Origin of the sequence: Kribbella soli (assembly GCF_004331345.1) — a bacterium.
In the GTDB taxonomy this organism is placed as follows: Bacteria; Actinomycetota; Actinomycetes; order Propionibacteriales; family Kribbellaceae; genus Kribbella; species Kribbella soli.
In genome coordinates this window covers 44498-69212 of the sequence record NZ_SJJZ01000006.1, presented here as the reverse complement: position 1 = coordinate 69212, position 24715 = coordinate 44498, and the positions used below count along the sequence as shown (strand labels likewise).

Below are 24715 nucleotides of genomic sequence, written 5' to 3'. Positions count from 1 at the left end.
CATGCTGAACGGATTCCTGCGTAACTCCAAGGTCCGGATCGGACTCGGCGTCTTCGCCGCCTTCCTGCTGCTGGCGCTGCTCGGCCCGTGGTTCGTGTCGGCGGTGATGCACACGACGCCGCGCACGATCGACTACGACGCGCTCGGGCAGCCCCCGAGCGCGAAACATCTCCTGGGTACGACGTTGCCCGGTTCCGACGTCCTCGCACAGGTGATCGTCGGCGCCCGCGGCTCGGTCTTCGTCGGGATCACGAGCGCCGTCCTCGCCACCGTGATCGCCGCGCTGGTCGGCGTACCCAGTGGGTTCCTCGGGGGCCGGCTCGATCACGGACTCACGGCGTTCACCAACCTGTTCCTCACACTGCCGAGCTTCGCGCTGACGCTGATCATCGCGGGCTACGTGCAAGGTGCGGCGTGGTGGGTGATCGCGTTGATTATCGCGGCCTTCGAATGGCCCGGTGGTGCGCGGACGTTGCGGTCGCAGACGATGTCGCTGCGCGGCCGGGACTTCACCGTCGCGATGCGGATGCTCGGCGAGTCCAAGACCAGGTTGGTCTTCGCCGAGGTGATGCCGCATATGACCGGCATCGTGTCCGCGATGTTCCTGCGCGCCTGCGTCGCCGGGGTGTTCGCCGAGGCGGCGCTGAGCTTTCTCGGGATCGGCACCACCGGCAGCGTGAGCTGGGGCACGATCATCTCCGAGGCGCAGGGACAGAGCGCCATCCTCAACGGTTTGTGGTGGTGGTTCGTACCACCGGGCCTGTGCATCGCGTTGCTCGGCACCGCGACCGCGCTGGTCAACTTCGGCATCGACGAGATCAGCAACCCACGGCTGTCCGCCGCGAACCGCAAGCTGATGAAGCGCTTCCGTCGCGCCGCCCGGACCGCGGAACCGGAGGTGGCCCGATGAACGAGGTCTTGCTGGAGGTCGACGGCCTCACCGTCGAGTACCTGTCCCAGACGGGGTCGGTGAAGGCCTGTGCCGACGTGTCGTTCACGTTGCACCGGGGCCAGATCCTCGGTGTCGCGGGCGAGTCCGGCTCGGGCAAGTCGACCCTGATCACCGCGTTGACGAGGCTGCAGCGACCGCCGGCGGTGACGTCCGCCGGGCGGCTCGTGTACCACTCGTCCGACGGTGACAAGGTCGATCTGCTGACGCTCTCGGAACGTCAGTTGCGCGCGTACCGCTGGTCGGAGCTTGCGATCGTCCTGCAGAGCGCGATGGACTGCCTGAACCCGGTGATGCGGCTGGGTGACCAGTTCGAGGATGTGCTGCGGTACCACGATCCGCAGCTGACGCAGCGGCAGGCGTGGGAACGGGCCGAGGAGCTGGTCGCGATGGTGGGGATCGGCTCGGATCGGCTGCGCTCGTACCCGCACGAGCTGTCCGGTGGCATGCGGCAACGGTCGTTGATCGCTCTCGCGCTGGCCTGCGATCCGGATCTCATCGTGATGGACGAACCGACCACGGCCGTCGACGTGGTCATGCAGCGCCAGATCCTCGCCCAGCTGCTGCAACTCCAGGACCGGCTGGGGTTCGCGGTCGTCTTCGTCACCCACGACCTGTCGTTGCTGCTCGAGCTGGCGGACCAGATCGCGATCATGTACGGCGGCCGGATCGTCGAGCTCGGCTCCGCCAGGGAGATCTACACCGCCCCGAAACACCCGTACACCCGCGGCCTGCGCGACTCGTTCCCGCCGTTGCACGGCGAGCTCACCACGATGCGTGGCATCCCCGGTTCTCCACCGGACCTGCGGACACCGCCGTCCGGGTGCGCGTTCCATCCCCGCTGCGCGGACCGGCTGGACGCCTGCGACCAGCAGATCCCGTTGCTCCGCCCGGTCGGCCGCAACGACGTTGCCTGCTTGCTGTACGAGGAGACCCCATGACAGCTCCGGTGCTGGAGGCAACCAATCTGAGCAAGGAGTTCCCGGTGCACGGCCGCGGCTCCCGTGGTACGACGGTCAAGGCTGTGCAGAACGCCAACGTCACGCTGCACAAGGGCAGCATCGTGGCGCTCGTCGGCGAGAGCGGATCAGGCAAGACCACCGTCGCTCGGATGCTGGCGCTGGCGTACCCGCAGACCGCAGGCACGATCCGCCTGAACGGTGCCGAGGTGTCGCACGCCCGGAACGCCGAACGCTCCTACTTCCGCCAGGTCCAGCTGATCTTCCAGGACCCGTTCGCCTCGCTGAACCCGCTCCACAAGGTGCGGTACACCCTCGGCCGGGCCCTGCGGATCCATCAGCGCACCCTCCGCGGCAAGGAGCTGGAGGAACAGACGCTCGAGCTGCTGCGCAAGGTGAATCTGACCCCTGTCGAGCAGTTCATCGACAAGTTCCCGCACGAACTGTCGGGAGGCCAGCGCCAGCGGATCGTCATCGCCCGGGCGCTCGCCGTACGGCCGAGTGTGCTGCTCGGAGACGAGCCGATCTCGATGCTGGACGTCTCGATCCGGCTCGACATCCTGAATCTGCTCGCGAAGCTGCGTGACGAGGAGGGCCTGGCCCTGCTCTACATCACGCACGACATCGCGAGCGCACGGTACCTCTGCGACACGATCCAGGTGATGTACGCCGGCCAGATGGTCGAAGGCGGCCCGCGGGACTCGGTGATCCAGTCGCCGAAACACCCGTACACGAAGCTGCTGCTGGACTCCTCGCCCGACCCGGGCCGATCCCTGCGGTCCGGTGACACCGGTCTGTTCGACGTGGCGGACGATCTCGGCGAGCCACCCAACCTGGTCGACCCGCCGAGCGGCTGTCAGTTCCACCCCCGGTGCCCGTTCGCGATGGACGAGTGCCGGCAGACATTCCCCGAACGCACCGAGTTCCCTGACGGCCAGTGGGCGCACTGCTGGCTGCATCAGAAGGACAGGGGCCACGTCCTGGAAGGAAAGCCATGATGCATCGCAAACTCGTCGCGGTCGCGGCGGTCGTCACCCTCGCGGCGGCAGCCGTCGGGTGCAGCACCGACAAGGGGACCGGCAGCAGCGGGGGAACCGCCGGCGGCAAGGCGGCGGTGGACACCCTGAACATGACCGCGTCCGCCGCGGCGCCGACGTTCGTGAAGAACTGGAACCGGTTCTCGCCCGCGGACAAGAAGAGCCCGGCCACCAACCTGCTGTACGAGCCGTTGATCCGGATCGACCACCTGGCCGGCAAGAAGCCCGAACCGTGGCTCGCGGAGTCGTTCGAGTGGAGCCCGGACGGCCAGACGCTGACCTTCAAGCTGCGCACGGACGTGAAGTGGTCCGACGGTACGCCGTTCACCGCGAAGGACGTGAAGTTCACCTTCGAGGCGCCGAAGTCGAACCCGAAACTGACCCAGAACTCGCTCGGGTTCAAGACCATCACCACCCCTGACGACCACACCGTCGTGATCAGCTACGACGACGTCGCGTACCAGAAGCTGGCGTCGTACGGCGACGAGCGGATCGTGCCGCAGCACATCTGGTCCCAGCAGAACCTGGAGACCTGGACCAACCCCGAGCCGATCGGCACCGGGCCCGCCAAGCTGACGAAGTTCTCGCCGCAGCAGATCACCTTCGACTGGCGCGACGACTACTGGGGCGGGAAGTCCAAGGGCGTCAAGCACATCAACATCAAGCCGTTCGCCGACCCGCAGGTGGGCAAGGCGATGATGCTGAACGGGCAGCTCGACTGGAGCACGATGTCCTGGCAGGACGCCGACAAGCAGTTCGTCGCGAAGAACCCGACGACCAATCACTACTGGACCTACCCGACCGGTGGTGACGAAGGCCTGAACTTCAACGTCGCGAAGCCGCCGCTCGACGACGTCCATGTCCGGCGGGCCCTGTACGGTGCGATCGACCCGGAGAAGCTGCTCAAGCTCAACGTGACCGGTCAGAGCCCGACGAACGCGACCGGGTACGACGCGAAGGTGTACGGCGATCTGCTCGCGCCGGAGTACAAGGACAAGCCGCACACGCAGGACCTGGCCACAGCGAAGGCCGAGCTCGCGCAGGCGTCGTACAAGCTCGATGCCAGTGGCAACCTGTCGAAGGGCGGGAAGTCGTACCCGCTGACGATGAAGCCCGTGGTCGAGTACTCCAACTGGAGCGCCTGGGGCCTCGGGCTGGCCGAGCAGTGGCGAACCGGGCTCGGCCTCAACGTCAAGGTGGTGCCGACACCGGAGGACCAGTTGTGGGGCCAGATGGCGAAGGGCGACTACCACATCGCGCTCGACTGGCAGGCTGGCGGCAACACTCCGTGGGCCGGGTACGACGGCGTGCTGAACAGCGCGAACGGCGCTCCGCTCGGCCAGGAGGCGTCGACGAACTACACGCGCTGGCAGGACAAGACCACCGACGACCTGCTGGCGAAGTGGCGCGTCACCAACGACGAGGCGAAGCAGAAGGAGTACGCCGCCGCGCTGCAGAAGATCGTCGTGGACAACGTGCCGTTCGCGCCGCTGTTCACCGCAGCGTGGTTCATCGAGGTCAACTCCAGCCGATGGACCGGCTGGCCGGACCCGGCGAGCGCCGAGTACGTCCCGCACTCGCTGCTCGGGCCCGAGACCATCCTCACCATCCAGAACCTCACACCGACCAAGTAGCCGAACGCGGCTAGTGGTGTTCGGCGAGGGTCGTGACGAACGCTGCGGCGGCGGTGAAGGTCAGCGGTGGTTCGGGATTCCAGGGCAGCACCTTGCCGGTGCGTACCCCTGGGACCTCGGACCACCCGGGGATGTCGGCCAGGCGATCGGCGCCCAGTGAGTTCGGGCCCTGGTCGTACAGGACGATGCCCGCGGGGTGCTTGGTGGCGAGCTCGGTCCACTTCACCACCTCCCACCCGCCGGCTGTGGTGGTCGGTGTGAAGTGGACGCCTGCGTCGGCGAGCAAGTGCAGGCTCGGCCAGTAGGCCGGGTTCGCCACGTAGGCGTCGGTTTCGGTGCCGCCGGACAGGGCCACCACCTGCACCGGCGGATCCTGAGTGAGCTTGGTCCTGAGTGCAGCGACCGCCGACGTGAGGTCAGCTTCGGAATCCGGGATGCTGTCCGAGGTCAGTGCTTGTGCCAGTTCGTGGAAGCGACCGATGACGGATTGGAGAGTCCGGTCGCCGGCGATGCCGATCAGCAGACTCGGCGCGAGGCCTTCGAGTTCGTCGGCCACAGGCGGCGCGACGCCGTACACCTCACCCGCGTAGGTGACACCCACCACGAGGTCGGGACGCAGGGACTTGACCAGGTCGATGTCGATGCCGTCACCGGAGCCGACGCAGGGCCCGTCCAGCCCTGCCGCCGCGGGAACCGCACCACTCTCGGCGTGGTGCTGAGAGCCGAAATAGCCCACAACCGGTACGCCGAGCTGCTCCAACGTCTGTGCAGCCTGAGCGTACGCAAGCACCCGCGCCGGGCGACCGGCCAGCGCTAGGTGCTGCTGCCGATCATCGTCGAACGACCAACCACTGGACTCCATGCCGGCACAGTCCTCCCGTCGAGTTGACACGCAGAGACCATCATCAGTCGTCTCACCGCTAGCCGCAGCGGTACAGCGTGTCAGGGGCGCCGCCGAGGACGGCCGGCGGCTTGGACATCATCCTTCGCTTCCCAGCAGAGCACCGAAGCTCTGCTCGACTGCCTTGAGTGTCTGCTCGACTGTCTGACCATCGACCACGATGACGTGTGCGCCGGTCCCCTCGAGCTGACTGCGGACCAGCTCCCAACCCCAGACCAGACCGTTGTGATCGCCGCCCGGATTCCTGCCTTCCAGTCGTGCGAGCTGCTCGTCTTTGGAAGGCATCAGCCACACGGCGTTCTCGGCAACCCCAGCCATCGCGGGAGTGACAAAGGCGCCCTCGACAACAACCGACACAGGCAGGGCCTGAATGTCCTCGATGATCATCGGCCGACGATCAAAATCCCCCGGCCCGGTCCCCAACACATGAAGCCCCGCCGCAGCCGCCCGCTCCTCATGATCGAAAGCATGCGCATCCACGCTGTACCAATGAAACCCGTACTTCCGCGCCAGCAACTGACTAACCGTCGTCTTACCCGCACCCGCCGGGCCACCCACCCAAAAGATCATATAAATCAAGTCTATCCAGGGCGTCCTAGTACTACGGCCGGACTCCGTGACAGGAGCTCCAGCCCGGGTGCACAACCTGGCCCGGGGAGGATAATGTGCCGAATCGGGCACAAAATCCTCCCCAACCCGCCGTGCGCGACGGCGGCGATCGGTTGCGATCGGTTGGTGAGTGATACACGTCCGGGCATGCGCCGACATCACGAAGTCCGGCTGTAGTACTAGATGGTCGGGGCGGTCAGCTGCACGGTCTGGCCGGTGGTGATGGAGTCTTCGATCGCGCAGATGATCTGGGTGACGAGTACGCCGTGGTCGATGTCCGGTCCGAGGTCTCCGCCGTCGACGAGTCCGGCCGCGAAGTCCTGCACCATCCAGACGGCAGGGCCGACCTGTGATCGCCCGATCCGGCCGGAGACCGGCCACGCCGACCGGTACTTGTCGCTGACCACGGTGAGGCCCTGATGCGACAGATCCGCGGTCACCGACCCCTCGGTGCCGATCACCTGGAACCGGAAGTCGACGATGCCGTCACCGGCATCCGGGAGGGTCCACGCCGACGAGAGCGTCGCCGTCGATCCGTCGTCGAAGGCAACCAAGGCATGTACGACGTCCCACGTGTCGACGCCGCGCTTCGCCAGGACACCACGAGATCCGACCGCGCTGACCGATACGGGCCTCCGGCCCGTCAGCCACAGAACAAGGTCGACGGTGTGGGGCATCAGGAACCACGCCGGTGATGACTGTGCAGCCCACGACAGCATCGTGGTCGGCACGAAGAAGGAGTTGCTCAGGGTGGCTGATGCCGTGATCGGTTCACCAACGCTCGCCATCGCTGCTTTGGCTTGTACCACGTGAGGGTTCCAGCGGTTCTCGAAGCCGACAAGGCAGCGAACGCCCGAGCGGTGGACCGCAGCGGCAATGGCGAGGGCGTCGTCCAGGGTGGTGGCGACCGGCTTCTCGATCAGCAGGTGCTTACCGGCCTCGGCTACGTCGACGGCGATCCGACGGTGGGCGAAGTCGGGGGTCGCCACGATCACGGCGTCCGGATCGAAGGCCTCGAGCAACTCGGGATGCGACGCGGTGACGGGTAGACCCGTGGCGGCCCTGGCCTCCTCGGCCACCTTGGCCGAGGGCTCGGCGAGCCCGACGACGGTGACCTCCGGCTGCCCTCGGAGGGCCTCGGCGAACAGCCTCCCGCGCAACCCGGCGCCGACAATTCCTATGGTGACCATCAGAACAGTGTGAAGCCGCCGTCGACCTTGACGACAGAGCCGGTCATGAAACTGGACGCCTCGCTCGCCAGGAAGATCGCCACCGGACCCAACTCCGGCGGCAAACCGTAGCGCTTCATCGCGGCGGGATCGACACACCACTGCTTGAACTCCGGCTGGTCGACAGGCGACATCTCCGTGAGGAAGTACCCCGGCGCCATGGCGTTCACGCGGATCCCGTGCGGCGCCCACTCGGCCGCCAGTGCCTTCGTCAGTTGATGGACCGCGGCCTTGGACGACAGGTACGACGCCTGCCAGCGAGGCTGGTTGACGATCTCGGCCGACATGGAACCGACGTTGACGATGGTGCCGCCTCCTCGCTGCGCCATCCGGCGGCCGACCGCGCGACTGCAGTACCAGACGCCGTCGACGTTGACGGAGAACACTTCATGCCACGCCTCGTCGGGCGTCTCGAAGGCCCGGCCGGCGACGCCGATACCGGCGTTGTTGAGCAACACGTCGATCTCGCCGAACTCGGTACTCACCTGCTCGACAGCACGTTCGACGTCCTCGACATCGGACACCTCGAGCTGGACGCCGTACGCGCGAATGCCGAGCCCGCGCAGTTCGTTCGCGGCAGCTTCGGCCGGTGCGAGCGTGCGCGCCGTCACCGCCACCGCCGCACCCGCGTCGCCGAGCGCCTCGGCCATCGCGCGTCCAAGGCCCCGGCTGCCGCCGGTGACCAGAGCGACCTTGCCCTCGAGGGAGAACTTCTGCATGGCGTTCATGGCGTCCTTTCGATGGGGTGGTGCGTCAGCCGGTGTGCCGTGGCTTGAGGATCGCACGTACGTCAGAGTGAGATCTCGTACAGCTCGCCGCGGAAGACAGAGACGAGGAGGATGAGCGGATGATCGCGCATACCGGCGACTCGCGGCTCGCCTCGCTGAAGGGCGGGCTCGTTGTGTCCTGCCAGGCGTACCCGGGAGAGCCGATGCGGTCCCCGGCCATCATGGCTGCCGTCGCGCAATCCGTCGTCGCAGGTGGTGCGAAAGGCGTCCGAGCCCAGGGCATCGAGGACCTACAGGCCATTCGCCCACTCGTCGACGTCTGCCTGATCGGATTGGTCAAACGCGGAGCCGACGGCGTCTTCATCACGCCGACCGTCGCGGACGCACTGGACTGTGTCACGGCCGGAGCGGACATCGTCGCCGTGGACGGAACGCGCCGCGACCGCCCCGACGGACAGCCCCTGGCCGCGACCGTAGCCGCCGTCCACGCAGCAGGTGCCCTGGTCATGGCCGACTGCGGCAGTCTCGACGATGCCCTCTACAGCGTCGCAGCGGGCGCCGACTGCGTCGGAAGCACGCTGGCCGGATACACCGGCGAGCGTCCGGTCACCCGGGGGCCTGACCTCGACCTGCTCACCGAACTCGTCGCGCAGCTGACCGTCCCGGTCATCGCCGAAGGACGCATCCGCAACCCCGACGACGCCCTGGCCTGCCTCGAAGCCGGCTCGTACGCCGTTGTCGTCGGGTCCGCGATCACCCATCCCACCCGCATCACCCAAACCTTCGCAGAACAACTGACCCACGGTAGGACGGCGTTATCCGATGAAGGCCGTCATCCGGATCGAGACGAGTAGCCCGGGGAGGTCGGGGCCGAGTTTGGCGACGTACCGTGTCGGCGGCTCGGACGGGAACCAGCGCGCGTATTCCTCGTTCAGGCCGGTGAAATCGGTGGGGTTGGCGAGTAGCACGCCTACCTCGATGACGTCGTCCAGTGTGGCGCCGGCGGCGTGCAGGATCGCCTCGCAGTTCGTCAGTGCCTGCCTTGTCTGAGCCTGGATGGTGCTTTCGACGAGGCTGCCGGTGCTCGGGTCGATACCGGCGGTGCCTGAGACGTGCACATGGGGTCCGGCCTTGACTGCCTGGCTGTAGAGCGGCGAAGTCGGCGCGTTCGCGGTCGTGATGATCTGCCGTGCCATGACGGTTCCTCCCTTGGTCAGCTTGTGTAGCGGGCGATCAGGGTGTTCATGGCTTCGTCGATGCTGGGGTCGACGCGGCGGCGGGCCGCGTCTTCGTCGTACCAGCTGACGATTTCGCGGGCGCCGGACTCGAACGGGATGGTGGCGACGAAGTCCGGGACGACTCGGCGGAGTTTGGTGTTGTCGAAGACGGCTGAGTGGGTCTTGTCGCCGAGCAGACCGGCACCCCACGCCGGATGCACGGCGGCGATGGCGTCCGACGGGACGTGCACGATCTGGGCGGAGGTGCCGGCCGCGGCGGCTAGTGCGTTCGCGATCTGGTCCCAGGTGAGGACGTCGTCGGAGGTGATCTGGAAGGCCTCGCCGAGGGTGCGGGGGTGGCCGAGCAACGGAACCAGCCCGCGGGCGAAGTCGCGGTGGTGGGTCAGGGTCCACAGAGAGGTGCCGTCGCCGTGGACCACGACGGGCTGACCGCGGCGCATACGTTCGACGATCGTCCAGCCGCCGTCGAACGGGACGAGGGTGCGGTCGTAGGTGTGCGAGGGCCGCACGATCGTGACCGGATAACCCTCGTCGCGATACAGCGCCGTGAGGAGGTCTTCGCAGGCGATCTTGTTGCGTGAGTACTGCCAGAACGGGTTGCGCAAAGGTGTCGACTCGGTGATCGGCAGCCGGGCCGGTGGTGTCTGGTACGCCGATGCCGAGCTGATGAAGACGTACTGGCCGACTCGTCCTCGCAGCGCTTCGGTGCGAGCGCGCACCTGCTCCGGTGTGAACGCCAACCAGTCGACCACGACATCGAAGTCCTGGCCGGCAACTGCGGCGAACGCCGATGCGTCGTCGACGTCAGCGGTGAGTACTCGCGCCTCCGGAGGAAGCGGGCGAGTCGAGGTCTTGCCTCGGTTGACGACCGTGAGGTCGAGCCCTGCCTCAACTGCTCGCCACGAGCAGGCCGAACTGATGATCCCCGTCCCGCCGAGAAAGAGCACACGCAAGCCAGTCATTCAGACAACTCCTCGAGGTCGCAGATCATGACGTGAGCAAGCTCGACGTCAAGGGTAGGCCGCGCCGTTGTTGCCCGCGTCATCAACGAGGAGCAGGCTGGTTGAGACCGTCCTCGTCGTGGAGGCCGGTGAGCATCTCGTCGCGGAAGTGGATCAGGTGGCGGCGCCAGATGTCGGCGGCCTCGCCTTGGCTTCCCTGGGTGATGGCCTGGATGACTTGGCGGACCTCGTCGACGTGGCCCTCGCGGATAACCTCGGGGCGGAGGGCGGAGGACCGGAGCTCGATCCAGCGGGTCGATTCAGTGTGCCGCAGGGCTTCCTCGAGCGCGGTTTCCAGGACGGGGTTGCGGGCGGCGCGGGCGACGGCGCGGTGGACCGGTAGGTCGCTGCGGTAGTGACCCGTCTCGGCGAACTCCTGCTCCAGTTCGGCGCCGGCTTCCTGCAGCGCCGCCATGTCGTCGGGGTACCGCTTCTCCGCCGCGAGCCGGGCGAGTTCGGGCTCGATCACCAGTCGAGCCTCGAACACCTGGATCGGCGTGACCTCGGCACCCCAGTTCGCCACATGCGCCGGAGACGCGATCACCACCGTGCCGTGGCCTTGTCTGGACCGCACGAGGCCGGCCAGTTCCAGGCCGGCGAGTGCTTCACGCAGTGTCGGCCTGCTGACGCCGAGGAGCCTGGCCAGTTCGCGCTCGGCGGGGAGGCGGTCGTAGCGCTGGATCTGGCCGTCGCGGATCGCTGCCACAACTTGGTCCGCGACCTGGGCGGGTGCGCTCCGGGGTGTGGCCACCGGGGCGAAGGGGCTCTCGTCGGACGTGTTCACCTCAAAAGTCTAGAACAGGTTGACAGGTGGTCAGGCCAATCGCCATAGTCCTGTCCATGAATTGGTCTGACCACCTGGCGAATCTGAACGGCGGTGAGATCTTGTACGGCGCTCAGACCGCACAGGCTCTCACCAACTTCCCGCTGGCCGGGCCGCGGCTGTCCGAGCGGCCCGAGCTGGTCAAGGCAGTCGCGGCGGTGAAGATCGCCGCCGCCCGGGCCAACGTCGCGCTCGGCGAGCTCGACGAGACCCGTGGCCGGGCGATCGTCGCGGCCGGTGCGGAGGTCCGGGCCGGTCGGCATCTCGGCCAGTTCGTGCTGCCGGTGGTCCAGGGCGGCGGCGGTACGTCGACCAACATGAACATGAACGAGGTCCTCGCCGCCCGCGCATCCCAGTTGTCGGACCTCGTCGTACACCCCAATGACCACGTGAACCGCGGCCAGTCCACCAACGACGTGATGCCGACTGCGATCGCGATCGCCGTCATCCCGTTGATCGACCAGGCCCTGGTGAGCCTGCGCCGGGTCGCGGAGTCCCTGGAGAACAAGGCCGTCGAGTACGACGACCTGGTCCATCTCGGGCGTACCTGCCTGCAGGACGCCGTACCGATCCCGGTCGCCGACTTCCACCGCGGTCAGGCGGCCAGCATCGGCCCGGCGATGGATGCCCTCGTCGCAGCTGCGTCCGAGCTGTACGCCGTACCGCTCGGTGGGACCGCTGTCGGTACCGGACTCGGAGCCGCGCCCGGTTTCGCCGAGGCCGCACTGGACGAGCTGACGGAGATCACCGGCCTCGCACTCACCGCCGCACCGAGTCCGTCGTACTCGCTGGCCTCGCTCGAACCACTGACCGCGGTCACCGAGGCCGCGAGCCGGGCCGGGCGGGTGCTGGCGCGGATCGCGCGGGACCTGCGGCTGCTGGCGTCCGGGCCGGTCGGCGGGATCGGGGAGATCGAGCTGCCCGCGGTACAGGCCGGGAGCTCGATCATGCCGGGCAAGGTGAACCCGGTCATCCCGGAGCTGGTGATGCAGGTGTCGTTCCTGCTGAACGGCGCGACCGCGACGGCGCGGAGTGCGACCGAGGTCGGCGAACTGGAGGTCTCAGCGATGGCCCCGGTCGTCACGCTCGGCCTGCTGGACGGACTCACCAACCTGCACAGGGTGTCGGAGGTCTTCGCCGAGCGCTGCATCACCGGCCTGCGCTGGCGCGAGGACACGGTCGCCCGCAATCTGGCAGGCTCCCTCGAGCCCGCCGTACTGACTGCCACGACCGACGGCTACGAATCCGCGGCGCGGAGCGTACATCGATAAGGAGATGTCATGACGCATCGATCGCAGGGCTTCTGGGGGTGCCTGCTCGCAGGCTTGCTGTTGACGACCGCCGCCGCGTGCGCGGATCCCACTACCGTGTCCGATGCGGCCTCCACTCCCGGCTCGACGCCTGCGTCGACCGCCGCGACGGTGCCCGTGACCAAGGCCGATCCCGCGGTCGAGGCGCTGGTGCCGGCGGCCCTGAAGCAGAAGGGCACGCTGGTCCTGGCGACGAACGCGCCGTACCCGCCGCTGGAGTACTGCAAGGAGGACAACAAGACCCTGATCGGGTACGACATCGATCTGGGCAACGCGATCGGCGCCGCGATGGGGCTGAAGGTGGAGTGGAAGAACATCTCCTTCGACTCGATCATCCCGGGTCTGCAGGCCGGTAAGTACGACGGCGGGATCGCCGGGTTCAGCATCGAGCACGAACGGCTCGGTACCGTCGACTTCGTCTCGTACTACCTGTCCGGCGGCGGGTTCCTGATCAAGAAGGGCAGCGGGACCAAGGTCGGCTCCTTCGCCGACCTGTGCGGTTACCGGGTCGCGGTCCAGAAGGGCGTCAGTCAGGTCGACGCGCTCACCGACGCGAGTAAGGACTGTGTTGCCGAGGGCAAGAAGGCGATCACGATCAACCAGATCCCGGACCAGAACGTCGTCGTCCTCAACCTCGCCTCGGGCAGGGCCGACGTGGTCGTCGGTGACAAGCCTCAGGTCGAGTACGCCGCCGGCCATGCCGAAGGACTGTGCGTCGTCAGCACGTACCAGACGGGTCACAGCATCGCGGGCATCGCCGTACCCAAGGGCAAGAAGGACGTGACCACGGCGCTGCAGGCGGCGATCAACCATCTGATCGAGAACGGTGACTACGCGCAGATCTCGAGGTTCTGGAACACCGGCGTCGCGGTCGAGGGCGCAACCCTGTCGGACCAGTACCAGAAGGTCAGCGCGCCGTGGGGCGTCGGGCCGGACGGCACCGTGAACAAGTCGCTGGTCTTCACCGATCCGGCCGCGATCCCGCCGGGGCACACGTACTACTACCAGCCGATTCGTGAAGGCTGCGCATGACCACCGAGGTGCAGGACACCCCACGGACCGGCGAGCTCGAGATCCGCGCGATCCCGCCGAAGCACCCGTGGCGGTGGGCCGCCGCGGCCGTCGTCGTCCTGCTCGCCGCGATGCTGGTCTACTCGATGCTGACCAACCCGCGCTACCAGTGGGACGTCGTCTTCTCGTGGTTGCTCGCACGGACGATCCTGCGCGGCCTGCTGCTGACGCTGGCACTGACCGCTGTCTCGATGCTGACCGGCATCCTGCTCGGCGTCGTCTTCGCGGTGATGCGCGGATCCCCGAACCGGCTGCTGTCCGGCGCCGCCGGCGTCTACATCTGGTTCTTCCGCGGTACGCCGCTACTCGTCCAGCTGGTGTTCTGGTTCAACCTGAGCGCGCTGTATCCGCGGATCGTGGTCGGCGTCCCGTTCGGCGGACCGGAGCTGACCGCTCTGAACGCGAACGCGCTGATCTCGCCGATGACCGCCGCGTTCCTCGGGCTCGCGCTGAACGAGGCGGCGTACATGGCCGAGATCGTCCGGGCCGGCATCGTCTCGGTGCCGGCCGGTCAGCTCCAGGCGGCCAGTGCGCTCGGCTTCACCAGGATGACGACGATGCGCAGGATCGTGCTGCCGCAGGCGATGCGGGTGATCATCCCGCCGACCGGGAACCAGACCATCTCGATGCTGAAGACCAGTTCGCTGGTCAGCGTGCTGGCGATCCCGGAGTTGCTCTACAGCGCGCAGATCGTCTACGCGCGGACGTTCCAGACCATCCCGCTGCTGATCGTGGTCAGCATCTGGTACCTGGCGCTGACCTCGGTCCTGACCGTTGCCCAGGGCAAGATCGAACGCCGGTTCTCGGCAGGAGAAGAAACATGACCCAGCACATGACCAGGCCGTTGCTGCAGGCCCAGCGGGTCTACAAGAACTATGGTGCGAACGAAGTACTGAAAGGCGTCGACCTCGATGTCATGCCGGGCACGGTGGTCTGCATCCTCGGGCCGTCCGGTTCCGGGAAGAGCACGTTCCTGCGATGCATCAACCATCTCGAGCGGATCCGGTCCGGCCGGATCTCGATCGACGGCGACCTGATCGGCTACCGGCAGGACGGCGACAAGCTGCACGAGCTGGACGAGAAGGCGATCAGCAGGCAGCGGGCCGAGGTCGGGATGGTGTTCCAGGACTTCAACCTGTTCGCGCACTACACAGCGGCCGAGAACGTGATGGCCGGTCCGGTGCTGGTCCGGGGCGAGGACCGTACGTCGGCGCGGGCCCGGGCCATCGAGCTACTGACCCGGGTCGGTCTTGCCGACAAGGTCGACGCCTATCCCCGCCAACTGTCCGGTGGCCAGCAGCAACGAGTGGCCATCGCGCGAGCGCTGGCGATGCGCCCGAAGCTGATGTTGTTCGACGAACCGACGTCGGCACTCGATCCGGAGCTCGTCGGCGAGGTGCTCGACGTGATGCGGGCGCTTGCCGCCGAAGGGCAGACGATGATCGTGGTCACCCACGAGGTCGGGTTCGCCCGCGAGGTCGCGGATGTCGTCGTGTTCATGGATCAGGGCGTGATCCTCGAGCAGGGGCCGCCGACCGCCGTACTGAACAATCCTTCCAACCCACGCACACAGTCTTTTCTCTCGAAGGTGCTGACATGACTTCGTACGACGTGGCCGTTCTCGGACTCGGAGCGATGGGGGCGGCCGCGGCGTGGCGCGCCGCCGCGCGCGGGGCCTCGGTGATCGGCCTCGAGCAGTTCACGCCGGCGCACGCGCGCGGATCGTCGCACGGTGGGTCGCGGATCTTCCGCAAGACGGTGTTCGAAGGCATCGACTACGTGCCTGTCGTCAACCGCGCGGAGCGGCTCTGGGCGCAGCTCGAGCGTGACAGCGGCGCCACGGTGTTCTACCGCTCGGGTGGCCTGTGCGTCGGCGCCGCGGAGGGTGAGTTGGTGCGTGACGCGGTGCGGTGCGCGGGGGAAGGTGACGTCGAGATCGAGTTGCTCGATGCCGATGCGCTGGCTGACCGGCATCCGCAGTTCGCGGTCGCGCCGGGCGATGTAGGTGTATTCGAGCCGGGCGCCGGCGTACTCGATCCGGAAGGGTGTATCCGCGCGGCGTTGGGCCTGGCGAAGGCCGCCGGCGCCGAGTTGCGGTTCGAGACTCTGGTCACCGGGCTGGAGTACGACGATGCCGGCGTACGGATCGCTGTCGGGGCGGAGACGATCTCCGCGCGGCGGGCGATCGTTGCTACCGGCGCCTGGTTCACCGATCTGGTGCCGGAGCTGGGGCTGCCGTTGCAGATCCAGCGGTCGCCGCTGGTGTGGTTCACCGGAGCGGATCGGGCGGCGTACGGTCCGGAGCGGTTCCCGACGTTCATCTGGGAGAGCGGAGACCTCGACGGGTGGGGGATACCGGACGTGGACGGGCGCGGGGTGAAGGTGGGTGTGGGGTCGGCGTCGGCGTTCAAGCCGTTGCTGGAGCATGCCTCGGGCAACGACTATCCGATCGGCCCGGTCGACACGGACCCCGTCGAGGCGTTCGTACGGCGTGCCTTTCCCGGGCTCGACCCGGTCGCGGCGGCGGCGACGCCGTGCATGAACTCGAAGTCACCGGACCGGGACTTCGTGATCGGGATACCCGCTGCGGCACCGTCACTGGTGCTGGCGGGCGGGTTCTCGGGGCACGGGTTCAAGCACGCGGCCGCCGTCGGTGACATCACCGTCGACCTCGCCGTAGAAGGTGCCTCGGACATCGCGCTGGGTCGCTTCTCGCCGGACCGGTTCGGAGCGACGGCATGAGGACGCTGGGGCGCTCCGGCGTACGGGTGAGCCCGATCGCACTGGGGACGATGAACTTCGGCCCGGTGACACCTGAGGACGAGGCGCACACGATTCTCGACGCCGCGACCGACGCCGGCGTCAACCTGATCGACACCGCCGACGTGTACGGCGCGGACGCGAACCGGACCATCGCCGACGACTCCGCGGAGAAGGGGCTGACCGAGCGGATCATCGGCAACTGGCTGGCGAAACACCCGGGACGACGGGATCAGATCGTCCTTGTTTCCAAGGCTTATGGGCGCATGGGGCCCGGTGTGAACGACCTGCACCTGTCGTCGGTCCACCTCCGGCGGGCCTGCGACGCGTCGTTGCGCCGGCTCCGGACCGACCATCTCGACGTCTTCATGCTGCATCACGTCGACCGCTCGACCAGCTGGGACGAGATCTGGGAGACCCTGAGCGATCTCCGGCAGGCCGGGAAGATTCGCTACGCGGGAACGAGTAACTTCGCGGCCTGGCAGTTGGTCCAGGGCCAGGAGGCCGCCGCTCGCCGCGATCTGCTCGGCATCGTCGTCGAGGAGAGCATCTACAACTTGATGGAACGCGCCGTCGAACTCGAGGTGCTTCCCGCGTGTACGTCGTACGGCATCGGAGTCATGCCGTACTCACCTCTGAACTCGGGACTGTTGGCCGGCATCCTGTCGAAGTCCGACAAGGCTGCCCGCAGCGAAAGCTCCCGCGCGACCAGCAACTTGATCACCCACCGGGAGAAGCTCGAACGCTACGAGAAACTCTGCCGCGACTTCGGCCACTCGCCCGCAGTCGTAGCCCAGGCGTGGCTCTGCCACCAGCCCGCCGTTGTCGCGCCGGTCGTTGGCGCTCGCACCGTGCAGCATCTCCAGGACGGCATCGCCGCCGCCGAGCTGACCCTGCCCCGGGACGTTCTCGCCGCCCTCGACGAGATCTTCCCGGGACCGGGCACCGCACCCGAGGCCTACGCCTGGTAGGTCCGCAGGACCTTCGTGATGCTGCTGAGCGCTGCGTCCAGGTAGCCGGGTTCCAGCCCGTGGGTGATGCGCAGGTGCGACTCGATGCCGAAGTGTTCGCCTGCTCCGACCAGAACACTGCCTTCAGTACGAAGGGCGTCGGCGACCTCGGCGCTGGTCATCGGAAGGTCGTAACGGACGAAGGCCAGCGCCGTGGACTGCGGTGCGACGACGGACAGCAGACCGTTGCTGTCGGCAACCCACTTCGACAGACGGTCGTAGCCGTCGCGGATCAGCGCGCGGTTGCGCGTGAGAAGCCGGTCGCGGGACCGCAGGGCGACCTCTGCAAGGTGCATGGACAGCATGCTGGTGGCGATCGTGGCGTACTCGTGGCGGCGCCAGGTCGCCTCGACCATCGCAGGCGGTGCGACCAGCCACCCCAGCCGCAACCCGGGCAGACCGAACGCCTTGGACAGACTTCCGACGCAGACGAGCTTGTCGTAACCGCCCCACAAGCTCGGCGTGATTTCGTCCGTGAGCCGCTCGGTGCCGCGGTAGACCTCGTCGGCCAGTACCCAGGCGCCGACTCGCTCGGCGACCGCGACGACGGCCGCGAGTTCGGACGGCGTCAGGATCGTGCCGACCGGGTTGTTCGGGTTGGTGATCGCGATCAGCTTCGTGTCCGGACGTACGACGCTTTCGAGCGCTGCGAGATCCGGGCGCCACCCGTTGTCGGGATCCAGTGGGAACGCGTCGACCTCGGCGCCCGCGTTCAGCGCGAGGCCCCGCACCTGCCGGTACCCAGGCTCCATCACCACCACGTGATCGCCGGGGGACACCAAACTGGAGACGGTGATCGCGTTGGCCTCGGCTGCGCCGACGGTGACCAGGACGTTCGCGGGGTCGGCGCCGTGCCACTCGGCGATCAACGCGCGCAGTCGATCCGTCCCGCCGACCGGCGGGTAGTGCAGGTCGATCGCGAGCAACCGCCGTACCGCCTCGGGATCGTCGCCGAGCAGTTCGCCCAGCGCGACCGGGTGGCATCCGCTGTCGGCGAGGTTGTAGGCGACCGAGTGCTCGTACCGCGACTGCCACTCTTCCAGTGCGAACGGAGTGAAGGACATCGAGGACCTCTCAGCTGGACGGAACGAGCAGACGGGCAATGGCGAGGTCCTCGATCCCGAGGCCGATCGAACGGAAGAACACCGGACGCTCGCCAGTCGGGCGCTCGCACGCGCCGGTCAGCAACTCGGGCAGATCACCACGCAGTTGCTTCGGCGCCCAGACGCCTTGCTCGGCGGCGATCACCATCTCCCCGGCGGAGGCCGTGACCGTCGGCCGATAGTCGCCGTACACCTCGAGGTCCGGCAACGCGGCCGGCGCGATCTCGTGGGCCCGCGGAACGTTGGTGCTGATCGAGGTCACGAGGGTGCCGGCCGGGAGTGCGCCGACGTCGATGACCGCCTCGCCCGCCGAGGTGCAGAGCAGTACGACGTCTGCTCCGGCAGCGGCCTCGTCCGCACTGGCGGCGATCGTCCCGTCCTGAGCCGCGCGCAGCGACCGGCTGTAGATCCGTACGTCGGCGAACGACCGGACTGCGCGGGCATAGCGCAGGTGGGCGTGCGCCTGAGCGCCGGCGCCGATGATGGCCAAGGTGGATGCGTCGCGCCTCGCCAGCAGGTCGATGGCAAGTGCGGTCGTCGCCGCGGTCCGTTCGACGGTGAGCGCTTTGGAATCGCACAGCACGACCGGGCGACCAGTGTGAGTGCTCAGGACCAGGGTCCACGCGGTGACGATCGCGGAACCGTCAGTCTGAGGGAGGTACGGCGACACCTTCGCGGCGTACGCGTCACTCGTCGCGGCCTGGTACGCGATCACGTCGCCACCGCCCGGCAGTAACGTGACGGTCTGCGGCGGCTGGACCGCGGTCCCGGCCGCCAGTTCGGTGAACGCCGCCCGCACCGCGGACAGGACGTCCTTGGGCGGCAACGAAGGCAACTGCTCCACAATGGGTATGCTGATGCTCATAGTGGGAAATATAGTGCGCATCTCGGAGGGTGGATGTCAACGGACGAGAACCGGAGTACGGCGTTCATCGAGCGGCTGGGCCGTGAGGTACGACGGCGCCGCCAGGCCGGCGGCATGACCGTGCAGACCCTCGCGGACCGGGCCGGCCTGAGCCGGCGGATGCTCACCCAGATCGAGCAGGGGACGGCGAATCCGAGTCTGGTCACCGTCGACAAGATCGCCCACGCGCTCGGTGTCGACTTCGCCGCCCTCTCGGCACCGTCGTCCACCGAGCCGCTGCAGGTGTCCGAACCGACGGAGGTCTGGCGCAACGACGCCGGGAGCCGGGCCGTCCTGCATGCGGCCGGCTCCCGCCGAGGCGGTCCGGAACTCTGGGAATGGACCCTGCAACCAGGCGATCGCTACAACGCCGAACCCGACCCGTCCGGCACCGAGGAACTCATCCTCGTGACCGCCGGCATCCTCGTGCTGACCGCTGACCAGCAGGCAGTCACCCTCACCCCCGGAATGTCTGCCCGCCTGGCCAGCGATCGCACCTACTCCTATGCCGCCCCCACCAACAGAACCACGTTCATCCGCGTGGTCCACCCCACCACCTGAGTCCAGAACTACTCCCCGAACAGCAGCGGTTCTATGCCGGGCTCGAGGATGTGGCGGAAGTAGACGGGGTCGGTGAAGGTTGCCGGGACCTTGCCGAGGCCCTGGATGACGGTCGAGGTGCCGTTGGCGTGGCCAACGGCGTACAGATAGCCGGACTGGGTGTCCTTGTCGATGCCGAGCAGCAGCGATCCGTACACGCCGCACTTCGTGAGCACCAGCGCCTCGAAGCCTTGCCAGGTCGAACTGCGGACCTGCTTGACGATCGGCTTCATCGGCGAGGTCAGCGGGAGCCGGATCGTGTAGAGAGCGCCGCCCCGCGTGGTCGCCAGGAAGGTGTCGTACGTCGACGTCTGGCTGAGCAGCGCCATCGTCTTCACTGCCGCGAACCCGCCCGCGGACTGTGGGTTGGTCCAACCGAACCCGCCTTTGGAGTCCCACCGGGTGAGCGTGCCGTTGCTGCGCAGCGAGTAGTGGTTGACCAAGGCCCAGGGGTCCGTATCGTTCGGGTAGCTCGACTCGAGGAAGGTGGCGTCCCCCCAGCCGCCGCCGACCCGGAAGTTGTGGTGCTGCTCCGGGTCGATCTCGCCGTTCTCCTTGACGATGTAGTAGCCGCTGTAGAGGCCCGAGCCGATCACCACGTGGCCGGAGTACATGCGGCCGGGACTGGGGAGGACGAGTCCGTTGGTGATCGCACTGCTCATCCGAGGCAGGCCCTCGGGGTAGATGTCGGGATAGCTCGGCTTCTCCTGCACCGTTGCCGGCGAGCCGGCGGTGATCACTCTGTCCGTGTGACCGCGAGCGGCGGTCACCGACCCGACCTCGATCTTGCACGCCGCGGTGGCGGTGGTGTCAGCGGCCAGGGCCTCGCCCGGAGCCACTGCCAGCATCCCCGTCACCAGCGCGGCAGCAGCAGCCACACGCCCCGCAGTACTGCGTCGTTTCGACATCATGACCTCACTCCCCGAACAGCATCTGATTGTCGCCCGGGCGGAGGACGTGGCGGAAGTAGACGGGGTCGGCGAACTTCGCCGGGACCTTGCCGAGTCCCTTGATGACGGTGGCGGTGCCGTTGGCGTGGCCAACGGCGTACAGGTAGCCCGCACCGGTGTCCTTGTCGATGCCGAGCAGCACCGTTCCGTAGATGCCGCACTTCTCGATCACCAGGGCCTCGAAGCCCTGCCAGGTCGAGGCGCGAACCAGCTTCACGATCGGCTTCATCGGCGAGGTCCGGGGGATCCGGATCGTGTAGAGCGCGCCGCCCCTGGTGTTCGCCAGGAACGTGTCGTACGTCGTGGTCTGGCTGATCAGCGCCATCGTCTTGACCGCGGCGAATCCGGTCGCGGTCTGCTTGTTTCCCCAGACCGACCCGGAGCGGTCGTCCCAGCGGGTGATGGTGCCGTTGCTGCGGAGCGAGTACTTCGTGGTGAACATCGGGGGATCCGGATACTTCCAGTACGTGGTCGAGTCGAAGAAGGTCGCGTCACCCCAGCCGCCGCCCACCCGGCTGAGGCCGACCGTCGGCCGGTCGACCGAGCCGTCCTCCTTGAGCAGATAGCCGCTGCCGTACATCGTCGAGCCCATCACCACGTAGCCGGAGAACCGCCCGCCGGTCCCGGTGACGTCCGGATCATTCTCGAGGGACCCGCTCAGCCGAACCTGGCCGTCAGGGTAGATGTCGGTGTAAACAGGGGTCTGCTGCACCGTCGGCGGCGACGTGGCCGTCACGATAGTGCGCGTGTGGTCGCCGCCGGCCGTCACGGATCCCGGGGCAAGGCGGCAGGCTGCGGAGGCGGCCGTACCGGCCGTCGTTCTTGCGGTTGCGACGCCAGTACCGGCCCCCGTCAAGAGGATCGCGGTGGCGGCTGCAGTGAAGGCAGTGGTCAGTCGAACGGACATGATGGTCCTCATTCTCCGAACAGCATCTGGGCGTCGCCCTGACGGATCTGGCGCCGGAAGTACACCGGATCTGCGAACGTGGCCGGCACCTTGCCGAGCCCCTGGATCACGGTGGCCGTGCCGTTCGCGTGCCCGACGGCGTACGCGTAGGCGGACTGGGTGTCCTTGTCGATGCCGACCAGCATCGTTCCGTACTGCCCGCACTTCTCGGCCACCAGCGCGTCGAACGCCTGCCAGGTCGAGGTACGGACCTTCTTCACGATCGGCTTCATCGGTGAGGTGCGGGGAACCCTGATCGTGTAGAGCGCTCCGCCGCGGGTGTTCGCCAGGAAAGTGTCGTACGTCAGCGTCTGGCTGATCATGGCCATCGTCTTCACCGCGGAGAACCCGGGCGCGGACTGCTTGTTCGCCCACTTCACCGTGGCGTTGGCGTTGTTGTACTGCATGTCCCAACGGCTCAGCGTCCCGTCGGCCCGCAGCTGGTACTGCCTGATCAGGTTCGGCAGTTTGGGGTAGTCCCAGAAGCGGGTGGTCTCGAAGTACGTCGTGTCACCCCAGCCACCACCGACCAGATAGGTGGTCGGCCTGGTCCGGTCGACGTCCCCGTCCAGGGTGAGGTAGTAGGAGGTGGCGTACATGGACGAGCCCAGCACGGTGTATCCGCCGATCCACCCGCCGTACCCGGTCACGTCCGGATCGGCTTCCATCGACCCGCTGACCCGGACCGCCCCGGCCGGGTAGACGCCGGTGTCCGGCTCGTCGGTCGACGCAGCGCCGACGGTGACCAGCTTGCCGCCGTGGTCGCCCCCGGCGGTCACGGATCCGACATGGACATAACAACCAGCTGACGCCTGCTCTGTCGCAGACCTTCCCGCACCCACCGCTTGCGCGGCCCCAGGGGTGACTCCTATTACCAGGAACGCGGCAACCGCCGCCTTGCTCAGTCGACCGGACATTGCCAGCCCCTCGGGTTCACCGTACGTAGTAACGCTTCTGCTTACTCGATACCGCGCGGGACCGGAAAGTTGCGCCCGGACACCCGCCAACCCACCCCCGCCGAACAATGAAATGATTGATTGATGGATCGACCACAGGTACTCGCGTACTACTTCCCCGATTGGCACCGCGATCCTCGGAACGCCCAGTGGTTCGGCCAGGACTGGGACGAATGGAAGCTTCTCGAAGCGGCGCGGCCACGGTTCGAAGGGCACCGGCAACCGCGCATCCCTGTCGACGGCCGCTTCGACGAGTCCACCCCGGCCGCTGCGGAACACCAGATCCGGCTTGCCAAGCAGTACGGCGTCGACGGGTTTCTCGTCGACTACTACTGGTACGACGACGGCCCGTATCTCCAGGCGGCCCTCGACAATGGCCTGCTCGCCGCCCGGAACAGCAACGACGTCAAGTTCGCGTTGATGTGGGCGAACCACGAACTCGTCGACATCTTCCCGCACGACGACCCCTCGAACGACTCACCCCAGCGGCTCAAGAACGGGGCGATCGATCGTGCCGCCTTCGAGAAGCTGGCCAGGCACGTCATCGACACGTACTTCGCGCGCCCGAACTACCTCACCGTCGACGGTCGGCCCTGGTTGTCGATCTACGAACTCGGCAACCTCATCATCGGTCTCGGCGGCGTCGAGGAGACAGCGGACGCGTTGCAGTGGTTCGACGAGCAGACCCGGCAGGCGGGCTTCGTGGGGCTCCACCTCGATGCGGTGATCTGGGGCGTCGGCGTACTGCCCACGGCGATCACGGTCGACGAGCCGGCCGACCTGGTGCGGAAGCTCGGCTTCCGGTCGGCGACGTCGTACGTCTGGGTGCACCACGCCGACCTGGGCGGGTTCGAGTTTCCGCGCGCCGAGATCGGCCCGCTGCGCGATGCCGCGTTCGCCGAGTACGAGCGGTACGCCGCGGAGCTCGACGTACCGTTCTACCCGAATGTGACCGTCGGGTGGGACGCTTCGCCGCGCACCGACCAGAGCCGCGCGTTCGAGCGCGGCCGCTATCCGTGGACGACGACGTTCGATCCATCGCCCGAGGAGTTCAAGGAAGGGTTGCTGCTGGCCAAGTCGTTCCTCGAACGCCACGGTCAACCGCATCCGATCATCACCGTCAACGCATGGAACGAGTGGACCGAGGGCTCGGCGCTACTCCCCGACATTCACAACGGCTATGGCTTCCTCGAGACGATCCGGGACGTATTCGGCCAAGGCTAGTAGCCGGGGAAGACCTTCCGGAGTTCGTCCAGCGTGACGTTGCCGGTCACGCTCACACCTGCGGCGTGCCCGGCGCCGAGCCGTCCGTTCAGCAGCCGCACTACGGCCTCTGCCGGACCCTCGAAAGTGGCCGTCGGGTCGTCGACCGCGTCGGCCACGGTGACCGCGTCGGTGATCTCGATGCCGCCGCCCGGGATCGCCAGGCGGACCTCTTGCTCGAGCTGGTCGGGCTTGCCGGAGAAACCCAGCAGGAAAGCCAGCGGCCCGCCGAAGAGCTCGATGAGCAGCTCCGCCGAGTCCGGCTCCACGGTCGCCGACGCGTCGGCACCGACGCGGACGTCCCAGGCGTGGTTGGCGACCTCGTTGAGCCGCAGGCCGAGCGCGACCGCCAGCGGCACCGGCTGGGGCAGGATGCCCGTGTCGATCTGGCGATCACGCTGCTCGGCGCTGAGCCCGGCGACCGTGTCGAGGTACGCCGCGTTGTGTTTGACGAACCCGGCCGCTTGGTCGGCCGGCGACGAGGCGTTCCAGCGGGCCCAGATCGACTGGTTGTCCTCGGCATCGACGTGCTCACCTGCGGCGACCGCGATCGGCTTGCGGGAGATCTCGGCACCGCTTCCGAGGTGCGAGAGCGCCTGCGCGACGGTCCACTCCGCCGCTCCGCTGCGGCCCTTCAGCTGTTCGTCGGACAAGGTCGGCACCAGTGCGGCGAGGGTGTCGTGGTTGGCACGTAGCGCCGCGAGGATGCGGTCGACAAGTGTGGTCATACGAGG

General features: G+C 67.5%; 26 protein-coding genes. 13 read left to right on the top strand and 13 right to left on the bottom strand.

What is annotated here, in order from left to right; translation table 11 throughout:
* Position 1 precedes the first annotated feature (1 nt).
* From E0H45_RS39400 to E0H45_RS39385, 4 genes are read left to right on the top strand one after another with little or no spacing between them, the layout of a single operon-like run.
* On the top strand, positions 2–910 hold the full coding sequence (locus E0H45_RS39400; protein ID WP_131347449.1) for an ABC transporter permease: 909 nt from the start codon (positions 2–4) through the stop codon (positions 908–910).
* The gene (locus E0H45_RS39395; protein ID WP_131347447.1) at positions 907–1890 is read left to right on the top strand and encodes an ABC transporter ATP-binding protein; all 984 of its coding nucleotides are present in this window, start codon (positions 907–909) and stop codon (positions 1888–1890) included. Before E0H45_RS39400 ends, E0H45_RS39395 begins: the two co-directional genes overlap by 4 nt.
* Positions 1887–2906: an ABC transporter ATP-binding protein gene (locus E0H45_RS39390; protein WP_131347445.1), complete on the top strand. Its 1020-nt coding sequence runs from the start codon at positions 1887–1889 to the stop codon at positions 2904–2906. The genes E0H45_RS39395 and E0H45_RS39390 overlap by 4 nt, the downstream gene beginning before the upstream one ends.
* Positions 2903–4579 (top strand): ABC transporter substrate-binding protein, encoded by a 1677-nt coding sequence (locus tag E0H45_RS39385; protein WP_131347443.1) that lies wholly within the window; start codon positions 2903–2905, stop codon positions 4577–4579. Before E0H45_RS39390 ends, E0H45_RS39385 begins: the two co-directional genes overlap by 4 nt.
* A gap of 10 nt (positions 4580–4589) precedes the next feature.
* Here E0H45_RS39385 and E0H45_RS39380 read toward each other — a convergent pair whose 3' ends face one another.
* The 4 genes from E0H45_RS39380 to E0H45_RS39365 form a co-directional block, all read right to left on the bottom strand.
* A complete protein-coding gene (locus E0H45_RS39380; RefSeq protein ID WP_131347441.1) occupies positions 4590–5441 on the bottom strand; it encodes an ABC transporter substrate-binding protein in 852 nt (283 codons plus the stop codon).
* Between the two features lie 117 nt (positions 5442–5558).
* Positions 5559–6050 (bottom strand): P-loop nucleotide/nucleoside kinase family protein, encoded by a 492-nt coding sequence (locus E0H45_RS39375; protein ID WP_131347439.1) that lies wholly within the window; start codon positions 6048–6050, stop codon positions 5559–5561.
* Positions 6051–6268: 218 nt separating this feature from the next.
* Positions 6269–7279, bottom strand: coding sequence for a Gfo/Idh/MocA family protein (locus E0H45_RS39370; RefSeq protein ID WP_131347437.1), 1011 nt, complete (start codon positions 7277–7279; stop codon positions 6269–6271).
* Positions 7279–8046, bottom strand: coding sequence for an SDR family NAD(P)-dependent oxidoreductase (locus tag E0H45_RS39365; RefSeq protein WP_131347435.1), 768 nt, complete (start codon positions 8044–8046; stop codon positions 7279–7281). Before E0H45_RS39365 ends, E0H45_RS39370 begins: the two co-directional genes overlap by 1 nt.
* Positions 8047–8165: 119 nt before the next feature.
* On the opposite strand from E0H45_RS39365, the gene E0H45_RS39360 reads away from it, so the two are divergent.
* Positions 8166–8900 (top strand): N-acetylmannosamine-6-phosphate 2-epimerase, encoded by a 735-nt coding sequence (locus tag E0H45_RS39360; RefSeq protein WP_131347433.1) that lies wholly within the window; start codon positions 8166–8168, stop codon positions 8898–8900.
* Here the strand turns inward: E0H45_RS39360 and E0H45_RS39355 are convergent.
* The 3 genes from E0H45_RS39355 to E0H45_RS39345 all read right to left on the bottom strand — a co-directional run bounded on the left by E0H45_RS39355 (position 8862) and on the right by E0H45_RS39345 (position 11069).
* Complete coding sequence (locus E0H45_RS39355) at positions 8862–9242, bottom strand: RidA family protein (protein WP_131347431.1); 381 nt, start codon at positions 9240–9242, stop codon at positions 8862–8864. The two genes, E0H45_RS39360 and E0H45_RS39355, sit on opposite strands and share 39 nt — an antisense overlap.
* Positions 9243–9259: 17 nt before the next feature.
* A complete protein-coding gene (locus E0H45_RS39350; RefSeq protein ID WP_131347429.1) occupies positions 9260–10246 on the bottom strand; it encodes an NAD-dependent epimerase/dehydratase family protein in 987 nt (328 codons plus the stop codon).
* An 82-nt stretch (positions 10247–10328) separates the two neighbouring features.
* Positions 10329–11069 carry a FadR/GntR family transcriptional regulator gene (locus E0H45_RS39345; RefSeq protein ID WP_131347427.1) on the bottom strand — a complete coding sequence of 247 codons (741 nt, stop codon included), beginning with the start codon at positions 11067–11069 and terminating at the stop codon, positions 10329–10331.
* 56 nt (positions 11070–11125) lie between these two features.
* Here E0H45_RS39345 and E0H45_RS39340 point away from each other — a divergent pair, with 56 nt between their 5' ends.
* Genes E0H45_RS39340 through E0H45_RS39315 form a run of 6 tightly spaced genes read left to right on the top strand, consistent with a single transcriptional unit; the run spans position 11126 to position 17220 of the window.
* The gene (locus E0H45_RS39340; protein WP_131347425.1) at positions 11126–12379 is read left to right on the top strand and encodes a lyase family protein; all 1254 of its coding nucleotides are present in this window, start codon (positions 11126–11128) and stop codon (positions 12377–12379) included.
* Between the two features lie 9 nt (positions 12380–12388).
* Positions 12389–13450, top strand: a complete 1062-nt coding sequence (locus tag E0H45_RS39335) for an ABC transporter substrate-binding protein (protein ID WP_238155657.1) — start codon at positions 12389–12391, stop codon at positions 13448–13450.
* Positions 13447–14313 (top strand): amino acid ABC transporter permease, encoded by an 867-nt coding sequence (locus E0H45_RS39330; protein WP_131347423.1) that lies wholly within the window; start codon positions 13447–13449, stop codon positions 14311–14313. Before E0H45_RS39335 ends, E0H45_RS39330 begins: the two co-directional genes overlap by 4 nt.
* Positions 14310–15089 carry an amino acid ABC transporter ATP-binding protein gene (locus E0H45_RS39325; RefSeq protein WP_131347421.1) on the top strand — a complete coding sequence of 260 codons (780 nt, stop codon included), beginning with the start codon at positions 14310–14312 and terminating at the stop codon, positions 15087–15089. Before E0H45_RS39330 ends, E0H45_RS39325 begins: the two co-directional genes overlap by 4 nt.
* On the top strand, positions 15086–16231 hold the full coding sequence (gene solA, locus E0H45_RS39320) for an N-methyl-L-tryptophan oxidase (RefSeq protein ID WP_131347419.1): 1146 nt from the start codon (positions 15086–15088) through the stop codon (positions 16229–16231). Before E0H45_RS39325 ends, solA begins: the two co-directional genes overlap by 4 nt.
* Positions 16228–17220, top strand: coding sequence for an aldo/keto reductase (locus E0H45_RS39315; RefSeq protein WP_131347416.1), 993 nt, complete (start codon positions 16228–16230; stop codon positions 17218–17220). The genes solA and E0H45_RS39315 overlap by 4 nt, the downstream gene beginning before the upstream one ends.
* Here E0H45_RS39315 and E0H45_RS39310 read toward each other — a convergent pair.
* A complete protein-coding gene (locus E0H45_RS39310) occupies positions 17208–18323 on the bottom strand; it encodes an aminotransferase class I/II-fold pyridoxal phosphate-dependent enzyme (RefSeq protein ID WP_131347414.1) in 1116 nt (371 codons plus the stop codon). The two genes, E0H45_RS39315 and E0H45_RS39310, sit on opposite strands and share 13 nt — an antisense overlap.
* A 10-nt stretch (positions 18324–18333) precedes the next feature.
* Entirely contained in the window at positions 18334–19227 is an 894-nt protein-coding gene (locus E0H45_RS39305) for an ornithine cyclodeaminase family protein (protein WP_202872741.1), read from the bottom strand.
* Between the two features lie 33 nt (positions 19228–19260).
* On the opposite strand from E0H45_RS39305, the gene E0H45_RS39300 reads away from it, so the two are divergent.
* Positions 19261–19827 (top strand): helix-turn-helix domain-containing protein, encoded by a 567-nt coding sequence (locus E0H45_RS39300; protein WP_131347410.1) that lies wholly within the window; start codon positions 19261–19263, stop codon positions 19825–19827.
* Between the two features lie 8 nt (positions 19828–19835).
* Here the strand turns inward: E0H45_RS39300 and E0H45_RS39295 are convergent, their stop codons facing one another.
* Genes E0H45_RS39295 through E0H45_RS39285 form a run of 3 tightly spaced genes read right to left on the bottom strand, consistent with a single transcriptional unit; the run spans position 19836 to position 22541 of the window.
* Complete coding sequence (locus E0H45_RS39295; protein WP_238155656.1) at positions 19836–20777, bottom strand: hypothetical protein; 942 nt, start codon at positions 20775–20777, stop codon at positions 19836–19838.
* Positions 20778–20781: 4 nt separating this feature from the next.
* A complete protein-coding gene (locus E0H45_RS39290; RefSeq protein ID WP_238155655.1) occupies positions 20782–21723 on the bottom strand; it encodes a hypothetical protein in 942 nt (313 codons plus the stop codon).
* Between the two features lie 8 nt (positions 21724–21731).
* Positions 21732–22541: a hypothetical protein gene (locus E0H45_RS39285; RefSeq protein ID WP_238155654.1), complete on the bottom strand. Its 810-nt coding sequence runs from the start codon at positions 22539–22541 to the stop codon at positions 21732–21734.
* A 261-nt stretch (positions 22542–22802) separates the two neighbouring features.
* On the opposite strand from E0H45_RS39285, the gene E0H45_RS39280 reads away from it, so the two are divergent.
* Positions 22803–23942: a glycoside hydrolase family 99-like domain-containing protein gene (locus E0H45_RS39280; protein WP_131347408.1), complete on the top strand. Its 1140-nt coding sequence runs from the start codon at positions 22803–22805 to the stop codon at positions 23940–23942.
* On the opposite strand, the gene E0H45_RS39275 is transcribed toward E0H45_RS39280, so the two are convergent.
* Entirely contained in the window at positions 23939–24709 is a 771-nt protein-coding gene (locus tag E0H45_RS39275; RefSeq protein ID WP_131347406.1) for a maleylpyruvate isomerase family mycothiol-dependent enzyme, read from the bottom strand. The two genes, E0H45_RS39280 and E0H45_RS39275, sit on opposite strands and share 4 nt — an antisense overlap.
* Positions 24710–24715 lie beyond the last annotated feature (6 nt).

What these genes read in the sequence shown, in the direction of transcription:
- E0H45_RS39385 (WP_131347443.1), top strand. Translation starts at nt 2,903, where the DNA reads ATGATGCATCGCAAACTCGTCGCGGTCGCGGCGGTCGTCACCCTCGCG.
- E0H45_RS39370 (WP_131347437.1), bottom strand. Translation starts at nt 7,279, where the DNA reads ATGGTCACCATAGGAATTGTCGGCGCCGGGTTGCGCGGGAGGCTGTTC.
- E0H45_RS39375 (WP_131347439.1), bottom strand. Translation starts at nt 6,050, where the DNA reads ATGATCTTTTGGGTGGGTGGCCCGGCGGGTGCGGGTAAGACGACGGTT.
- E0H45_RS39315 (WP_131347416.1), top strand. Translation starts at nt 16,228, where the DNA reads ATGAGGACGCTGGGGCGCTCCGGCGTACGGGTGAGCCCGATCGCACTG.
- E0H45_RS39360 (WP_131347433.1), top strand. Translation starts at nt 8,166, where the DNA reads ATGATCGCGCATACCGGCGACTCGCGGCTCGCCTCGCTGAAGGGCGGG.
- E0H45_RS39275 (WP_131347406.1), bottom strand. Translation starts at nt 24,709, where the DNA reads ATGACCACACTTGTCGACCGCATCCTCGCGGCGCTACGTGCCAACCAC.
- E0H45_RS39310 (WP_131347414.1), bottom strand. Translation starts at nt 18,323, where the DNA reads ATGTCCTTCACTCCGTTCGCACTGGAAGAGTGGCAGTCGCGGTACGAG.
- E0H45_RS39295 (WP_238155656.1), bottom strand. Translation starts at nt 20,777, where the DNA reads ATGATGTCGAAACGACGCAGTACTGCGGGGCGTGTGGCTGCTGCTGCC.
- E0H45_RS39280 (WP_131347408.1), top strand. Translation starts at nt 22,803, where the DNA reads ATGGATCGACCACAGGTACTCGCGTACTACTTCCCCGATTGGCACCGC.
- E0H45_RS39325 (WP_131347421.1), top strand. Translation starts at nt 14,310, where the DNA reads ATGACCCAGCACATGACCAGGCCGTTGCTGCAGGCCCAGCGGGTCTAC.
- E0H45_RS39380 (WP_131347441.1), bottom strand. Translation starts at nt 5,441, where the DNA reads ATGGAGTCCAGTGGTTGGTCGTTCGACGATGATCGGCAGCAGCACCTA.
- E0H45_RS39330 (WP_131347423.1), top strand. Translation starts at nt 13,447, where the DNA reads ATGACCACCGAGGTGCAGGACACCCCACGGACCGGCGAGCTCGAGATC.
- E0H45_RS39390 (WP_131347445.1), top strand. Translation starts at nt 1,887, where the DNA reads ATGACAGCTCCGGTGCTGGAGGCAACCAATCTGAGCAAGGAGTTCCCG.
- E0H45_RS39350 (WP_131347429.1), bottom strand. Translation starts at nt 10,246, where the DNA reads ATGACTGGCTTGCGTGTGCTCTTTCTCGGCGGGACGGGGATCATCAGT.
- E0H45_RS39395 (WP_131347447.1), top strand. Translation starts at nt 907, where the DNA reads ATGAACGAGGTCTTGCTGGAGGTCGACGGCCTCACCGTCGAGTACCTG.
- E0H45_RS39365 (WP_131347435.1), bottom strand. Translation starts at nt 8,046, where the DNA reads ATGAACGCCATGCAGAAGTTCTCCCTCGAGGGCAAGGTCGCTCTGGTC.
- E0H45_RS39400 (WP_131347449.1), top strand. Translation starts at nt 2, where the DNA reads ATGCTGAACGGATTCCTGCGTAACTCCAAGGTCCGGATCGGACTCGGC.
- E0H45_RS39305 (WP_202872741.1), bottom strand. Translation starts at nt 19,227, where the DNA reads ATGAGCATCAGCATACCCATTGTGGAGCAGTTGCCTTCGTTGCCGCCC.
- E0H45_RS39355 (WP_131347431.1), bottom strand. Translation starts at nt 9,242, where the DNA reads ATGGCACGGCAGATCATCACGACCGCGAACGCGCCGACTTCGCCGCTC.
- E0H45_RS39340 (WP_131347425.1), top strand. Translation starts at nt 11,126, where the DNA reads ATGAATTGGTCTGACCACCTGGCGAATCTGAACGGCGGTGAGATCTTG.
- E0H45_RS39335 (WP_238155657.1), top strand. Translation starts at nt 12,389, where the DNA reads ATGACGCATCGATCGCAGGGCTTCTGGGGGTGCCTGCTCGCAGGCTTG.
- E0H45_RS39300 (WP_131347410.1), top strand. Translation starts at nt 19,261, where the DNA reads ATGTCAACGGACGAGAACCGGAGTACGGCGTTCATCGAGCGGCTGGGC.
- solA (WP_131347419.1), top strand. Translation starts at nt 15,086, where the DNA reads ATGACTTCGTACGACGTGGCCGTTCTCGGACTCGGAGCGATGGGGGCG.
- E0H45_RS39290 (WP_238155655.1), bottom strand. Translation starts at nt 21,723, where the DNA reads ATGTCCGTTCGACTGACCACTGCCTTCACTGCAGCCGCCACCGCGATC.